Genomic DNA, 13,667 nt, shown 5'->3' with positions numbered 1-13,667 from the left:
GGGCGTCCCGGCCACGTCCGGCACGCCCTCGACGTATGCCCGCTACCTGGTGACTCTCGCCAGGTTCTGGTCGGCGAGGTCGGCCAGCTCGTACAGGCCCTGCGGCTTGACCCGCTGGCCGACCACGAGCATCGACATGATCATCGTCCCGCGTCTGATCATGACGGAGCCGATCTGCGCGTTCTTCTTGTCCCCCGTCGCCGTGGTGAGGTAGGCGCGCGACTGGTCGCCCTTGGCCGGCATGCCGAGCGTGCGCGTCTTGTAGCTGACCTTCGTGCCGGCGACGTCGGCGGTGTAGTCGACGCACTGCTTGGGCAGCGGCTCGGGGAAGGCCGCCGCGGGCAGCGACACGACCGCCTGCGTGATCGAGCCACGGTCGGCCGAGAACGCGATCACCGCGGCGGGCGACTTGGCGACGTCGGGCCGGTCGGCGTCGAGCTGGGCGGCTCCGGCGCACTCGGGGTGCTGCAGCTTGGCCTGGCGCAGGGCGGCCAGCCCCTGCTGGGTGGACTTGAGCGAGCCGAACGCGCCCAGCTCGGGCCCGTAGGCGATGCGCATGCCCTTGGGCACCGGCAGCAGGGCTGCCCGCAGCCTGGCATCGGCCGCGGACGACGGCGTCGTGGCGGCGGGCGCGGGGGCGGCGGCCTTCGGGCTCGCCTCCGTGGATGAGCATCCGGCGATGACCAGTGTGCTCAGAAATATGCCGGGAATCGCTTTGTGCATGGGGTCTCCATTTCACTCCGTCAGCATTTCTGGAAACGCTAGAGGAAGCGGAGAGTAAGGGGCCGAGTAACGTCGCTATTCGCGGTAATCGGTGGCTTCACGAATGATTTCCGATTCGCCCGCGGCGGGATTCCGCCGTCCAGCGCCTGACCGGCTGGACGGAGCGGCTCGTACCCGCCCGGATACCCATGAGCCGCCCGGCGATGATCTTGACTCTCGTTCGCGCAGCTTGAGCCGCTCCTCCAGGACGGACGAGAGCTTCGGGCCGCCGCGGGACGCGAGGTCGCAAACGGGCATTCGCCGTAATAGGGCACGCAAAATGTTTCTCGAGGCGCTGCGCGCCTGAGCGCGGCTTTTCTCCTGACCTGCCGATGATCGCGCCATGAGCTTGACTCCGCGCGATCTCGGGATGGATGTCACCATTTCCCGCAGGGACCTCTTCGACGGCGTGGCCCTCGGATGCGTGATCTCGGGCGGCGCGCCGGGGCGGGCGGAGGCGGCCCAGAAGGCCCTGAGACAGCCGGTGGGCTTCGTCATGCGCGGGGACACGAGTGCGGCGCTCAGCGTGCCGCACGCGCTGCGGGACGGGCGGTTCTGGGAGCATGCGGGCCCGTTCGTCCCCACGGGCGAGCGGCACGACCTGGTGGTGGTCGGCGGCGGGCGCGGCGGGCTGAGCGCGGCCTCCGAGTGGCTGCGCCGCCGTCCGCACGACCGGGTGCTCGTCCTCGACAACCACGACGGCTCCGGCGGGCACGCGCCGCTGTGCCGGCGGGCCGGGGCCGACGCGGTGATGTGCGACGAGGAGAGCTTCGGCACGGACACCCTGGTCAAGCTCACCTCCCCCGGCTGGATCGGCCGGCTGCCGATCGCCGTGCGGGCGCGGCGGGACCTGCTCATGCTGCACGACGACCCGCCCGACTGGCTGCCGGGGCTGCCCGCACAGGCCAAGCAGGAGCGGCTGGCCGGGCTGACGTACGCGCAGTTCCTGCGCGAGGTGTGCGGGGTGCACCGGGACGTGGAGCGCTTCTCGCGGACGATGCCCAGCTCAGGCTGGGGGTACGACACCCGGGCGTTCGGGGCGATCGACGCCTGGGGGACCGGGTATCCGGGGTTCGCCGGGCTCGGGCTCGACCGGGGCGAGCCCTCCCGGTTCAACTCGCCCACCGTGCGGCGGGAGTGGCACGGGCCCGCACCCGCAGGCGCGCTCCCGCGCGACGAGCGGATCGACGAGCGGATCTCGGTGCGGACGTCCAGCCCCGTGGTGTCGGTGCGTGACGGGGTCGTGGGCTACTTCGACGGCCACCAGGTGCTCACCGTCGAGGCCGGGGCGGTGATCCTCGCGTGCCCGAGCGCGGTCGTCCCCTACCTGGTGCCCGACCTGCCCGCGGGGCGGCGGGCCGCGCTCAGCAGGGCCGTACGGGTACCGCTCCTGGAGGCCGTGGTACGCCTGCGCGATCCAGGGGCGTGGCGGCGGCTGGGCGTCGGGCGGGTGCGGTGGACCGGCGCGTACTGGAACGAGTCGGCGTTCGTGCCGCCTGACGGCGTCCGGCTGCTGGCCACGCCGTGCCGGTCGGAGCTGGGCCCCGGCGCCGGGTCGGCGGCGGGGCGGCGCGAACTGTTCGCGACGCCGTACGAGGTGCTGGAGCGGACCGTACGCGACCAGCTGGCCCGGCTGCTCGGCCCGGTCGGCTTCGACCCGGGCCAGGGCATCGAGGCGATCGAGGTACGCCGGTGGGGGCACGCGCTGTCGCCCGAGTACTGCCGCCCGTGGGACGCGTTCTACCCCGACGGCCCCTTCCCCTCCGACGCGGCGCGGGGCCCGTTCGGCCGGATCGCCATCGCGGGGTCCGACAGCGAGCCGGCCGCGCGCGGCGAGGCCGCCGTGGTGGCCGCGATCAGGGCTGTGGAGGAACTGACGTGATCAGGACACTCTGGCTGCGGATCTTCGTGACCGGGTTCGCGCTCTGGCTGGCCACCGTGGCCGTCACCGCCTGGACCGGGAACTCCAACCTGGTCCCGACCGTGGTGCTGTTCGGCAGCTTCCTGGTGCCGGTGACGTTCGTGGTCTGGGCGTACGGGCGGGGCCGCTCGCCGGGGGTGACGGTCGAGCTGCTGTTCCAGGCGTTCGTGGTGGGCGGCGTGCTGGGCGTGCTCGGCGCCTCGCTGCTGGAGAGCTGGCTGCTGCGCCCGTCGATCCTCATGTACGTGCTGGTCGGCCTGATCGAGGAGGGCGTCAAGCTGGCCGCCCTGATCGTCGTCACCAGGCACATGACCAGGCGTTTCACCAGGGACGGCCTGGTGCTTGGCGCGACCGTCGGCTTCGGCTTCGCCGCCTTCGAGAGCGCGGGCTACGCCTTCAACGCCCTGTTCACCGCCTCGGGGTTGTCGCTGGCCCAGCTCGTGGAGACCGAGGTGCTGCGCGGCATCCTGACGCCCGTCGGCCACGGCCTGTGGACGGCCATCGCCGGTGGCGCGCTGTTCGCGGCGCGCGGGCGGCTCACCGGCCCGGTGCTGCTGACCTACCTGGGCGTCTCGCTGCTGCACGCGCTGTGGGACTCGATGAGCGCCATCGCCATCGCGATCACGCTGGTGCTGACCGGGCGACGGTGGCAGTTCGAGCTGCTGCGGATCGGGCGTGTGCCAAACGTGACGCAGTGGCAGGTACACGTCTACACCGTGCTCAACTGGGCGGGACTTCTCGTGATTTCGCTGGTAGCGCTCCTGTGGCTGTGGACGATAGCCGTCTCGTCCCGCCGCGAGCGCGAGATCTTGTCCCAATAATCACGGTAATGAACGCCTTGCTCCCACTGCGCCGGAAGCATAATCGGTGCTAGTCTCCTGTGCGATCTTCCGGAGGTGTATTTACACAAGGTGTGGAAATGCCCCCGACTCGAGGTTGGGACATGGGCTCGCGAAACCGGTCAATTCGGTTCAAGATCTTCTTATTGCTACTGCTACCCCTCCTGTCTCTGAGCGCGCTCTGGGGTTTCGTCCTCAACCTCACCATGGGCGACGCTCGATCACTACTCCGCGCGAACACCCTCTACCGGACCATCGGCATCACCTCCACCGACCTGGGCCTTCAGCTGCAGGCCGAACGTGCGCGCTCCTCCGAGTCGCTCACTACGCGTGAGCTGACCGAGGCGCTCAGCTCGCAGCGCGCCCGCACCGACAGGTCCGTGACCGAGTTCCGCCAGGCCGTCACCGAGGCCGGCGACTCCGCCGACGGCAACCTGCGCCAGCCGCTGCGCGGCCTTCAGGGGGCGCTCGACCGCCTCGGCACGATCCGCTCCGACATCGACGGCGGCGTCAGCTCGCGCCTGACCGGGCTGAACGAGTACAACCGCATCCTCGACTCGATCTTCCTCGTCTACGACCACCTGGTCTCCGTCCCCGACCTGACGATCTTCCAGCAGGCGTCGTCGTTGCAGGCCATGGGCATGGCCAGGGAGTACGTCGCCAGGGAGCACGCCCTCGTCCTCGGCGCCCTGGCCGACAAGCAGCTCACCGCGCCCGAGACGGCCGCCTTCACCGAGTACGCGGCCTCCAGGCGGTTCCTGCACTCGCGCGGCATGGCCGGGCTCGACGTGTCGGTGCGCAGGCCGTACGAGCAGATCTTCGCCACCGAGCCGTTCCTGACCTTCGCCACCATGGAGGCGCGGGTCATCAAGACGGGCACGCCGCCCCCCGACGCCGAAGCCTGGCACGAGGCCGTCGACCGGCTCACCGCGCGGCTCGACGTCCTCGGCGCGAGCGCCACCAGCACCCTGGCGACCCGCACGTCCGAGGCCGCCACCTCCACCGTGGTCAAGATCTCCGCCGCGGGCGGCGTCGGGTTGATCGCCGTGCTCGCGTCGATCATCATCTCTGTACGCTTCGGTCGTCGCCTGGCCGGAGAGCTGGCCGGGCTGCGTACCGCCGCGGTCGAGCTGTCGCAGCGCCGGTTGCCCGACATCGTGGCCCGGCTGCGCAGAGGCGACGAGGTCGACGTACGGAAGGAGACCAAGGCCATCAAGGTGAGCGGTTCCGCGGAGATCACCGACGTGGCCAGGGCGTTCGGATCCCTGCAGCGCACGGCCGTACGGGCCGCCGTCGGCCAGGCCGCGCTGCGCCACGGGGTCGGCCAGGTCTTCCTCAATCTCGCCCGGCGCAAGCAGGGCCTGCTGCACCGCCAGCTCGCGCTGCTCGACGGCATGCAGCGGCGTACGCACGACCCCGACAGGCTGGAGGAGCTCTTCCGCCTGGACCACCTGACCACCCGCATGCGGCGGCACGCCGAGAGCCTCATCGTGCTGTCGGGCGCCGCCCCTGGACGCGCCTGGCGCAAGCCGGTGCCCGTGATCGACATCGTCCGGGCCGCCGTCGCCGAGGTCGAGGACTACACCAGGATCGCCGTGGAGGCGATACCGGTCAGCGCCATCGACGGGACCGTCGCGGCCGACCTGACCCACCTCGTGGCCGAACTGGTCGAGAACGCCACCATCTACTCGCCCCCCGACACCATCGTGCAGGTGCGCGGCGACCTGGTGAGCAACGGCTACGCCATCGAGGTCGAGGACAAGGGGCTCGGGCTGCCGCCCGCCGACTACGCCCGCGTCAACGCGCTGCTGGCCGATCCGCCCGAGTTCGACCTGGCCGACAGCGACCGGCTCGGCCTGTTCGTGGTGGCCAAGCTGGCTCAGCGGCACGGGATCCAGGTGCTGCTGCGCCGCTCGCCGTTCGGCGGCACCACGGCCATCGTGCTCGCGCCCCGCTCGATCGTGACCGAGCAGAGCGCGCTGGAGGCGGCGGGCGGGGACGGCCGGGCCGACCTGCCCAGCCGTACGCGCAAGAAGGCGCTCGCGGTCGTGTCGTCGGGGACGCACGCCGGGCTGCCCAGGCGGGTGCGCCAGGCCCACCTGGCGCCGCAGCTCAAAGAGGCGCCGTCAGAGCCCCAGTCTGAGCCACAGCCCGAACGCTCTCCCGACGAGGTACGCGACCTGTTCTCCGCGTTCCAGCGGGGAACGCAACGCGCCCGAGAAGAAGCCTCTGAGGAGGGGCCATGAGTAAGGGGGAAGCATGAGTGCGCCGACCACCAACACCGGTGAGCTGAACTGGCTGCTGGACGACCTTGCCACCAGGGTCGCCGCCGTGCGCCAGGCGGTCATCCTGTCGACCGACGGCCTGGCCGTGGGTTACTCCAAGGGATTGATCCGCGAGGACGCCGAGCACCTGTCAGCGGTGGCGGCCGGCTTCCAGAGCCTGGCCCGCGGCACCGGCCGTCATTTCGGCGGCGGCGACGTGCGTCAGACCATCGTGGAGATGGAGTCGGCGTTCCTGTTCGTGACCGCGGCCGGCCAGGGCACCTGCCTGGCCGTGATCGCGGAGGCGAACGTGGACGTCGGCCAGATCGCCTATGAGATGGCGATGCTGGTCAAGCGGGTGGGCCAGCACATCACCACCAACCCGCGCGCTGGAGCGTCATGAGCGATAGCCCGCAGTGGTTCGATGAGGAGGCGGGTCCGGTCGTCCGGCCCTACGCTCTCATCCGCGGTCGCACCCGCTCCTCCGGAGACGGGTTCGACCTCGTGGCCACCGTGCGCGCCGTGGGCGATGCCCCCGGCGAGCTCGGGCCGGAACAGCAGCTCATCCTGCGGGCAGCCCGTAGTCCGATCTCGGTGGCCGATCTGGCCGTCGAGCTCGATCTGCCCGTAGGCGTCATCCGGGTGTTGCTCGGTGACATGCGTGACCACGGCCTCATCTCGGTGACGTCGCCCTCCGCCGGAGGGTCGCGGTCGAATGAGCGCATTCTCAAGGAAGTGATCAATGGACTCCGTGCTCTCTGACGACCCTGTCGCGCTCAAGATCCTGATCGCGGGGGGGTTCGGCGTCGGCAAGACCACCCTGGTCGGGTCGATCAGCGAGATCAGGCCGCTACGCACGGAAGAGGTGCTCTCCGACCGCGGCATCGGCGTGGACGATCTCGACGGCGTCGAGGCCAAGACCACCACCACCGTGGCGATGGACTTCGGCCGGATCACGATCCGCGAGGGGCTGGTCGTCTACCTGTTCGGCACGCCCGGGCAGGAGCGGTTCTGGTTCATGTGGGACGAGCTGTCCTACGGCGCGCTGGGCGCGGTCGTGATCGCCGACACCCGGCGGCTCACCGACTGCTTCCCGTCCGTCGACTACTTCGAGCAGCGCGGCACGCCGTTCGTGGTGGCCGTCAACTGCTTCGACGGCGCGGACCGGCACAGCGTGGACGACGTGCGCATCGCGCTCGACCTGGACGACGACGTGCCGGTCATGCTGTGCGACGTACGGCGCAGGACCTCCGCCAAGGAAGTCATGATCACGCTGGTGGAGCACTCCCTGAGGACGCTCACCTCGGCGAACTAACCTCTGCCGAGTGCCCCGCTCAGAGGGCGCGCAGGCCGTTGATCACCTCGCGGAGCAGGCTCTCCGACGGGGTGGCGGCCTTGTCGCGCGGCGGCCTGATCGTCACCAGGCCGTGCTCGACCAGGTCCCCCAGCAGCACGCGCACGACGCCGACGGGCAGGCCGAGATCCGAGGCGACCTCGACGACCGGGCTGTTCTGTCCCGACACCAGGCCCAGCAGTCGGCGATGCTGCGTGCTCAGCTCGGCCTTGGACGGGGCGGGCAGCCCTGTGGAGACGACCGTCGCCAGCAGGTCGATTTCGGAGGAGGCGGCGGACCTGGTGCGCCCGCGCGCGATCGCGTAAGGCCGCACGACCGGCCCCGCCTCCTCGTCGACCCACTCGTGCTCGCGACTCACGATTCAGCTCCCCCATCCTGCTCACTCTCCTGCCGTCCGCGCTGCCAGCCGGACTGGAGCGAGGAGAGCAGCGCCCTGGCCTCCTCGGGCGAGCGCTCCTCGGCCGGCGGCACGGGCGGCGGCGCCTGCTTGAGCCGCTGCGGCAGACCGGCCTGCCGCTCCCGTTGCGGCAATCCCCCTGGCCGCTCGCGCTGGGGCAGCCCGTCGCTCCTGTCGCGCTGAGGCTGCCCGTCAAGCTGCCCGTCCCGCTGCCCGGTCCTGTCACGCTGCTGGGGCAGCTCTGTGGGCCGCTGGGGGGCGTCCTGGGTGCGCTCACGGCGCGGCAGCTGCTGCGGCGGCGTGATCGGGTCGTCCTGCGGCGCGGTCTGCTGCGGAACGGAGTGGGTGGCGGCGGCCCGCTTGCTCGTGCGCACGCGCCGCGGCAGCTCGCCTGGCCCGGTGTCCTCCCTGACGACCGACACGGACACGGGCTCGAACTCCAGCGGCCGCACCGGGGCCGTCATGGGCTCGACGAGCGCGGCGGGGATGAGCACGATGGCGGTGGTGCCGCCGTACGGGGAGGGCTTGACCGTGACCTTCACCCCGTGCCGGTTCGCGAGCATGCCCACCACCGCGAACCCCAGCCGCTCGGTCTGCGAGGGGTCGAACTCGGGCGGGCTGGCCAGGCGGTCGTTGATGGCCTTGCGGGTGCCCTCGTCCATGCCCAGGCCGCGGTCCTCCACCTCGACGGCGAAGCCCCTGCCGACCATCTCGCCGCGTACGGAGACCTCGTTGCCGGGCGAGGAGAACGTGGTGGCGTTCTCGATCAGCTCGGCGAACAGGTGCATGAGGTCGGCCACGGCCGCGCCGGAGACGCCGCACTCGGGCATCGGATAGACGCGGACCCGCGTGTACTCCTCCACCTGCGCCGCCGCGCCGCTCAGCACGTCCTCGACCGGGATGACCCCGCGCCACCTGCGGCCCGCGGTGCCGCCGGAGAGCAGCACCAGGCCCTCGGCGTGACGGCGCATGCGGGTGGTGAGGTGGTCGAGCCGGAACAGCCGCTCCAGGGCCTCCGGCTCCTCCGTCTGACGCTGCATCTCGTCGAGCAGCCGCAACTGGCGCTGCAGCAGCGACTGGCTGCGCCGGGCCAGGTTGCGCAGCGCCTCGGAGACGCCCTCCCGCATCCTGGCCTGCTCGACGGCCGCGTCCACGGCCGTGCTCTGCACGCTGTCGAACGCCGAGGCCAGGTCCCTGACCTCGCTGGTGGACTTCTGGTCGACGGGGATGCGCGGCGCCTCGGTGGCCAGGTCCACGCTCTGGCCCTTGCGCAGCTTGTCCACGACGTCAGGCAGCCTGATCTCCGCCAGGTCCAGCGTCGTACGGCGCAGCGCCCCCAGCTCGCGGGTGAGCTTGCGGCCCACCCGGACCGAGATGAAGATCGAGAACACGACCGCGATCAGGCCGAGCGCGCCGGCGACGCCGGCCCGCACGACGACGGCGACACCCTCCGGCTCCATCCTGGCCAGCAGCTTGTCACCGGTGCGCGAGACGGCCTCGCGGTACTGCTGCTGCACCTGGTCGTAGACGCCCCGCCACAGGTCCACGTCGAGCGGCCGGCCGCCGATGTAACTCTCGACCAGGTTCTCCATCGTGATGTAGCGCGGCGAGTAGAACAGCTTCTCGAACGGGGCCCGCAGCTCGGTGTCGAGGTTGGCCAGGGCTTTGGGGAACAGGTACGTCCTGGATCCGTCAATCGCGGACAGCATGTGAACGTCGTGCATGTTCGCCCGGCCGTTCGAGGCGATGATCAGGGCGTGCTCGCGGGCCAGCAGCTCGCGTACCTCGTCGGCGGCGATCAGGCCCTGTGCCTGGAGCGCCAGTTCGAGGTCGGTGCTGATGGTCAGGCGGGAGTAGAGGAGATGGACCTCGTCGGCGACCTTGGCGTACTCGGTGATGAGGGCGCTGGGGGTGAGCCGGCGGCCGTCCACCTTGCCGCGGATGTCCGGCAGCCGGTCGATGGTCTCGAACACCGTCTGGAGCTGCGTCTTCATGTCCTGCGTCAGCGCGGCCTGGGTGTCCTCGGCCAGCGCGTGCGTACGCAGCAGCTTGACGCTGTCGTCCACCTTGGCCCGGGCCTTGGTCAGCGCCTCGGGGTCGCTCACGTCGCCGGCCAGCCGCTCGGCGGAGGCCAGGCGCTCGGTCTGGACGTCGGAGACCAGGCGGTCGGTGTTGTTGATGACCCCGGTCCAGATGGTCTCGACCTTGAGCAGGCTGAGCGCCTCTCCCGACGTGGTGCCCGCGGCGAAGCCCCACAGCGCGATCAGGGAGACCAAGGGGATGACGAGCAGCGTCGAGATCTTGAATCTGATGGATCTGCCCGATGCCATGACACCTGCTCCCGGATAGAAGATCGCGGGAGAGAATAGCATCGAAACAGATGGTTTTAAGATCGATTAGCGATAAATCTGTGATATGTCGGGAAATTGAGCGCCGCTGAGATGGCCCGTCCCCACGTCAGCCACATGAGCCAACCGGCCAGCACCGCCAGCAACGTCACCTCGGCGCCGAGGAGCAACCGCTCGACGAGCCCGATCAGCACCCGCTCGCCCGGCATCGCCACGTACGTGATCGCCAGCAGCCCGAACCCGCCGGCCAGGGCCACCCACTCCACGGTACGCGCCACAGGCTTCCAGGCGGCGTCGGCGGTCAGTCTGGGGACCAGCAGCGCGCCCGCGGCGGGCAGGCTCACGAAGGCGGCGACGGAGACGTAGCGGTGGATCTGGGCGGCGAGATCCAGGTCGTGGCCGATGGGCGTGGTCGGGATCACCGCGGCCACCACCAGGGCGCCCGACCACACCATCAGCAACCGCTCCGGCATCCCCCGCACCGGAGCCCCCGCCGACCGCAGCCCCAGGAGCAGCGCCAGGGACCCGATCCCGAGCACCGCCATCGCGATCTCCGTGACGCCCCCGCGGTCGGACACGGCGTACTCGCTGACGGTGACGTTCATGGGGTCGAGGTAGGGGTCGGGGCCGAGCTGGCCCGCCACCACGGCGACCACCGAGAACAGGATCGAGGCACAGGCGATCAGGGGGTAGAGCCTCTTCGCTGCGGTCATGGGGCCTACTCTCCCCGTGCGGGGGAGGTCTCACATCCGGCTCCTGCCCCGATACGTCCCTGACCCGACCCCTACGAAACGCACCCCTGAGAGTCAGGGCTCTCAGGGGTGCGTCAGGGGCCGGGATCAGTCGAGGATGTGCCCGGTGGCGCGGGCGTAGCGCTCGCGGATGGCCGGGACGGCCTCGCCCTCGTAGGTGGCCGTGTCGCCGGAGCGCCAGTCGGGCGCGCTCGTCACCAGCGTCGCGGCCTGGTAGGCGGCCCCGTCGGCGACGTACTCGGCCGGCGGCGGGACCGTGATCGGCACGCCGAAGATCGTGGGGGCGATCCGCCGCACCGCCTCCGAGCGCGCGGCGCCGCCGATCAGCAGCACCCGCTCCGGCCGCATGGCCAGCGCGTCGAGCGCGTCGGCCAGCCCGCAGAGCATGCCCTCGACCGCCGCCCTGGCCAGGTGGGCCGGGGTCGAGGTGGCCAGGGTCAGCCCGTGGATGGAGCCGGTGGCCGTGGGCCGGTTGGGCGTGCGCTCGCCCTCCAGGTACGGCACCAGCGTGAGCCCGCCTGCCCCCGCGGGAGCCTCCAGGGCCAGGGCGCCGAGCTCGTCCAGCCCGACCCCGGCGATGCGCGCGGCGGCGTCCATGACGCGGGCGGCGTTGAGCGTGCACACCAGCGGCAGGAAACGCCCGGTCGCGTCGGCGAACCCGGCGACCGCGCCCGTGGGGTCGGCGCTGGGCCGCTCGGCGACCGCGAACACGGTGCCCGACGTGCCGAGCGAGACCACGACGTCGCCGGAGCGGGCCCCCACGCCGAGCGCGGCGGCCATGTTGTCGCCGGTGCCCGGCCCGATCAGCACAGGCCCCGCGACGTCGGGGACGGCCTGCGCGGGCTCCAGCACCCTGGGCAGCAGCGGGAGCGCGCCGATGGCCGCCTTGAGCAGGTCGGGACGGTACGCGCCGGTCGCCGGCGACCAGTAGCCGGTGCCCGAGGCGTCGCCCCGGTCGGTGACCAGCCGGTCGAGGGGCGGCAGAGGCGCGTTCTCCCAGGCCGCGACGCCGAAGGGCACGCCGGACCCGAGCGCGCCTGCCAGGCGCCAGGTCAGCCAGTCGTGCGGCAGGCAGACGGCGGCCGTGCGCCGCGCGTTGTCCGGCTCATGCTCGGCCAGCCAGCGCAGCTTGGTGACGGTGAAGGAGGCGACGGGCACCGAGCCCACGGCGTCGGCCCACGCCTGCGGCCCGCCCAGCTCGGCGATCAGGTCGGCGGCGGCCTGGGCGGAACGGGTGTCGTTCCACAGCAGGGCGTCGCGTACGACATTTCCGGATTCGTCGAGGCAGACCATGCCGTGCTGCTGCCCGCCCACGCTGATGGCGGCCACGCCGTCCAGCCCGCCCGCCTCTTCAAGGGCCCGCAGCAGCGCGCTCCACCAGTGGGACGGATGCACCTCGGTGCCGTCGGGATGCGCGGCGCGGCCCTGCCGTACCAGCTCTCCCGTCTCCGCTTCTCGAATGACGACCTTGCAACTCTGCGTGGAGGAATCGACCCCAGCGACCAGCGTCACCCACGAACTCCTAACAAGTGCTCCAGCGCAAGCTGGTTCAGATGGGTGAAATGGTATCCGCGCCGTGAGGCCACGTCAGGGTCGAAGTCGTCGGAGGCGAGGTCGGCCAGCGTCTCGCCGCGGTTGAGGGTGGGCAGGCCCAGCTCGTCGACGCGGGCGGCCCGCAGCGCCTCGCGCACTTCCGGATCAGCCCTGAAATTTCGGGCTTTTTCGCGAAGGATCAGATATGTACGCATATTGGCGGCGGCTGAGACCCAGACGTCGCCGGAGTCCTCCGTGCGCAGGGGCTTGTAGTCGAAGTGCCGCGGCCCGTCGTAGCCCCCGTGTTCCAGCAGGTCCACCAGGAAGAACGCGCTCATCACGTCGCCGTGGCCGAAGACGAGGTCCTGGTCGAACCTGGGCCCGTGCTGGCCGTTGAGATCGATGTGGAACAGCTTGCCGTGCCACAGCGCCTGCGCGATGCCGTGCACGAAGTTGAGCCCGGCCATCTGCTCGTGACCGACCTCCGGGTTGAGGCCCACCATCTCCGGATGCTCCAGCTCGCCGATGAACGCCAGCGCGTGGCCGATCGTCGGCAGCAGGATGTCGCCCCTGGGCTCGTTCGGCTTGGGCTCAAGGGCGAAGCGGATGTCGTAGTTGCGCTCGCGTACGTAGCCGCAGAGCAGGTCGATGGCCTCTTTGTAACGACCGAGCGCGGCCCGCACGTCCTTGGCCGCGTCCGACTCGGCCCCCTCGCGGCCGCCCCAGCACACGTAGGTGGAGGCGCCCAGCGAGGCGGCCAGGTCGAGGTTGCGCGTGACCTTGCGCAGCGCGTAACGCCGCACGTCGCGGTCGTTGCTGGTGAAGGCCCCGTCGCGGAAGACGGGGTGCGTGAACAGGTTCGTGGTGGCCATGGGCACTTTCAGCCCGGTCTCGGCGAGTGCTTTCCTGAACGACGCGATCGCCCGTTCGCGATCGGGTTCGACGGCGAGCAGGTCGTCATCGTGGAAAGTGACACCGTAGGCCCCCAGCTCGGCCAGACGGTGCACGCTCTCGACGGGATCGAGGGGCGCCCTGGCGGCATCCCCGAACGGATCGCGCGCCTGCCAGCCGACCGTCCACAGACCGAACGTGAATCGATCGTCAGGGGTTGGCTCGTACATGATTCGATGCTCCCCTGGCGATCGGTTGTTCACAAGCACTTGTTCACAAGCGCTCGTCTCACAACCCTGAGGGATCACGCCCCACGCTGATCTCCTCCGCGATCTTGCGGAGCTCCGTCACCTCGAGGCCGGGAGCCTTGGGCAGGTTGCGCAGCAACGCCTCCATCACCACCGGAACGGGCTGGCCGGCCAACCTGCCGGCGATGCCGTGGACCGCCCTGAACAGCGCCTCTTCGGTGTCGTGCATCGGCCTCTCCTCGGTCGGGGTCAGATACCCGGAGAACGCTACGGCCTGGGCCCGACACTTCGCTCGATCCCCCTCCAGCGTGTTGCCCGGCGGGCCGGTTGGAGCAGCCGCAATTTAGTTGAAGGCTCA

Annotated in this window: 13 protein-coding genes; 6 read left to right on the top strand and 7 right to left on the bottom strand. The window is 70.8% G+C overall.

What is annotated here, in order from left to right; genetic code table 11:
• Positions 1 to 42: 42 nt before the first annotated feature.
• The gene (locus tag AB0C28_RS03710) at positions 43 to 723 is read right to left on the bottom strand and encodes a hypothetical protein (protein ID WP_357839006.1); all 681 of its coding nucleotides are present in this window, start codon (positions 721 to 723) and stop codon (positions 43 to 45) included.
• Between the two features lie 382 nt (positions 724 to 1,105).
• Between AB0C28_RS03710 and AB0C28_RS03705 the strand changes: the two genes are divergently transcribed.
• The 6 genes from AB0C28_RS03705 to AB0C28_RS03680 all read left to right on the top strand — a co-directional run bounded on the left by AB0C28_RS03705 (position 1,106) and on the right by AB0C28_RS03680 (position 7,101).
• Positions 1,106 to 2,644 carry an FAD-dependent oxidoreductase gene (locus AB0C28_RS03705; RefSeq protein ID WP_357839009.1) on the top strand — a complete coding sequence of 513 codons (1,539 nt, stop codon included), beginning with the start codon at positions 1,106 to 1,108 and terminating at the stop codon, positions 2,642 to 2,644.
• Positions 2,641 to 3,504: a PrsW family glutamic-type intramembrane protease gene (locus AB0C28_RS03700; protein WP_357839012.1), complete on the top strand. Its 864-nt coding sequence runs from the start codon at positions 2,641 to 2,643 to the stop codon at positions 3,502 to 3,504. Before AB0C28_RS03705 ends, AB0C28_RS03700 begins: the two co-directional genes overlap by 4 nt.
• A gap of 164 nt (positions 3,505 to 3,668) precedes the next feature.
• Positions 3,669 to 5,768 carry a nitrate- and nitrite sensing domain-containing protein gene (locus AB0C28_RS03695; protein WP_358073006.1) on the top strand — a complete coding sequence of 700 codons (2,100 nt, stop codon included), beginning with the start codon at positions 3,669 to 3,671 and terminating at the stop codon, positions 5,766 to 5,768.
• A 13-nt stretch (positions 5,769 to 5,781) separates the two neighbouring features.
• Entirely contained in the window at positions 5,782 to 6,189 is a 408-nt protein-coding gene (locus AB0C28_RS03690; protein ID WP_357839018.1) for a roadblock/LC7 domain-containing protein, read from the top strand.
• On the top strand, positions 6,186 to 6,548 hold the full coding sequence (locus AB0C28_RS03685; RefSeq protein ID WP_346102317.1) for a DUF742 domain-containing protein: 363 nt from the start codon (positions 6,186 to 6,188) through the stop codon (positions 6,546 to 6,548). Before AB0C28_RS03690 ends, AB0C28_RS03685 begins: the two co-directional genes overlap by 4 nt.
• Positions 6,529 to 7,101: an ATP/GTP-binding protein gene (locus AB0C28_RS03680; protein WP_346102315.1), complete on the top strand. Its 573-nt coding sequence runs from the start codon at positions 6,529 to 6,531 to the stop codon at positions 7,099 to 7,101. Before AB0C28_RS03685 ends, AB0C28_RS03680 begins: the two co-directional genes overlap by 20 nt.
• Positions 7,102 to 7,120: 19 nt before the next feature.
• Here AB0C28_RS03680 and AB0C28_RS03675 read toward each other — a convergent pair whose 3' ends face one another.
• From AB0C28_RS03675 to AB0C28_RS03650, 6 genes are all read right to left on the bottom strand, one after another.
• Positions 7,121 to 7,498 (bottom strand): DUF742 domain-containing protein, encoded by a 378-nt coding sequence (locus tag AB0C28_RS03675; protein WP_357839021.1) that lies wholly within the window; start codon positions 7,496 to 7,498, stop codon positions 7,121 to 7,123.
• Entirely contained in the window at positions 7,495 to 9,867 is a 2,373-nt protein-coding gene (locus AB0C28_RS03670; RefSeq protein ID WP_358073005.1) for a nitrate- and nitrite sensing domain-containing protein, read from the bottom strand. The genes AB0C28_RS03675 and AB0C28_RS03670 overlap by 4 nt, the downstream gene beginning before the upstream one ends.
• A 56-nt stretch (positions 9,868 to 9,923) precedes the next feature.
• On the bottom strand, positions 9,924 to 10,598 hold the full coding sequence (locus AB0C28_RS03665; RefSeq protein WP_358073004.1) for a DUF998 domain-containing protein: 675 nt from the start codon (positions 10,596 to 10,598) through the stop codon (positions 9,924 to 9,926).
• Between the two features lie 126 nt (positions 10,599 to 10,724).
• Positions 10,725 to 12,149: an FGGY family carbohydrate kinase gene (locus AB0C28_RS03660; RefSeq protein ID WP_357839029.1), complete on the bottom strand. Its 1,425-nt coding sequence runs from the start codon at positions 12,147 to 12,149 to the stop codon at positions 10,725 to 10,727.
• Positions 12,146 to 13,291, bottom strand: a complete 1,146-nt coding sequence (xylA, locus tag AB0C28_RS03655) for a xylose isomerase (RefSeq protein ID WP_357839032.1) — start codon at positions 13,289 to 13,291, stop codon at positions 12,146 to 12,148. Before xylA ends, AB0C28_RS03660 begins: the two co-directional genes overlap by 4 nt.
• A 58-nt stretch (positions 13,292 to 13,349) precedes the next feature.
• Positions 13,350 to 13,538 carry a hypothetical protein gene (locus AB0C28_RS03650; protein WP_346102303.1) on the bottom strand — a complete coding sequence of 63 codons (189 nt, stop codon included), beginning with the start codon at positions 13,536 to 13,538 and terminating at the stop codon, positions 13,350 to 13,352.
• Between the last annotated feature and the right edge of the window lie 129 nt (positions 13,539 to 13,667).

Source organism: Nonomuraea sp. NPDC048892, assembly GCF_040649735.1.
Taxonomy (GTDB): Bacteria; Actinomycetota; Actinomycetes; order Streptosporangiales; family Streptosporangiaceae; genus Nonomuraea; species Nonomuraea maheshkhaliensis.
The sequence above is the reverse complement of the archived record's forward strand: the minus strand, read 5'-3'. Positions and strand labels throughout refer to the sequence as shown.

Coding starts and splice junctions, on each gene's coding strand:
- AB0C28_RS03705 (WP_357839009.1), top strand. CDS start 1,106: ATGAGCTTGACTCCGCGCGATCTCGGGATGGATGTCACCATTTCCCGC.
- AB0C28_RS03665 (WP_358073004.1), bottom strand. CDS start 10,598: ATGACCGCAGCGAAGAGGCTCTACCCCCTGATCGCCTGTGCCTCGATC.
- xylA (WP_357839032.1), bottom strand. CDS start 13,291: ATGTACGAGCCAACCCCTGACGATCGATTCACGTTCGGTCTGTGGACG.
- AB0C28_RS03680 (WP_346102315.1), top strand. CDS start 6,529: ATGGACTCCGTGCTCTCTGACGACCCTGTCGCGCTCAAGATCCTGATC.
- AB0C28_RS03690 (WP_357839018.1), top strand. CDS start 5,782: ATGAGTGCGCCGACCACCAACACCGGTGAGCTGAACTGGCTGCTGGAC.
- AB0C28_RS03710 (WP_357839006.1), bottom strand. CDS start 723: ATGCACAAAGCGATTCCCGGCATATTTCTGAGCACACTGGTCATCGCC.
- AB0C28_RS03670 (WP_358073005.1), bottom strand. CDS start 9,867: ATGGCATCGGGCAGATCCATCAGATTCAAGATCTCGACGCTGCTCGTC.
- AB0C28_RS03685 (WP_346102317.1), top strand. CDS start 6,186: ATGAGCGATAGCCCGCAGTGGTTCGATGAGGAGGCGGGTCCGGTCGTC.
- AB0C28_RS03650 (WP_346102303.1), bottom strand. CDS start 13,538: ATGCACGACACCGAAGAGGCGCTGTTCAGGGCGGTCCACGGCATCGCC.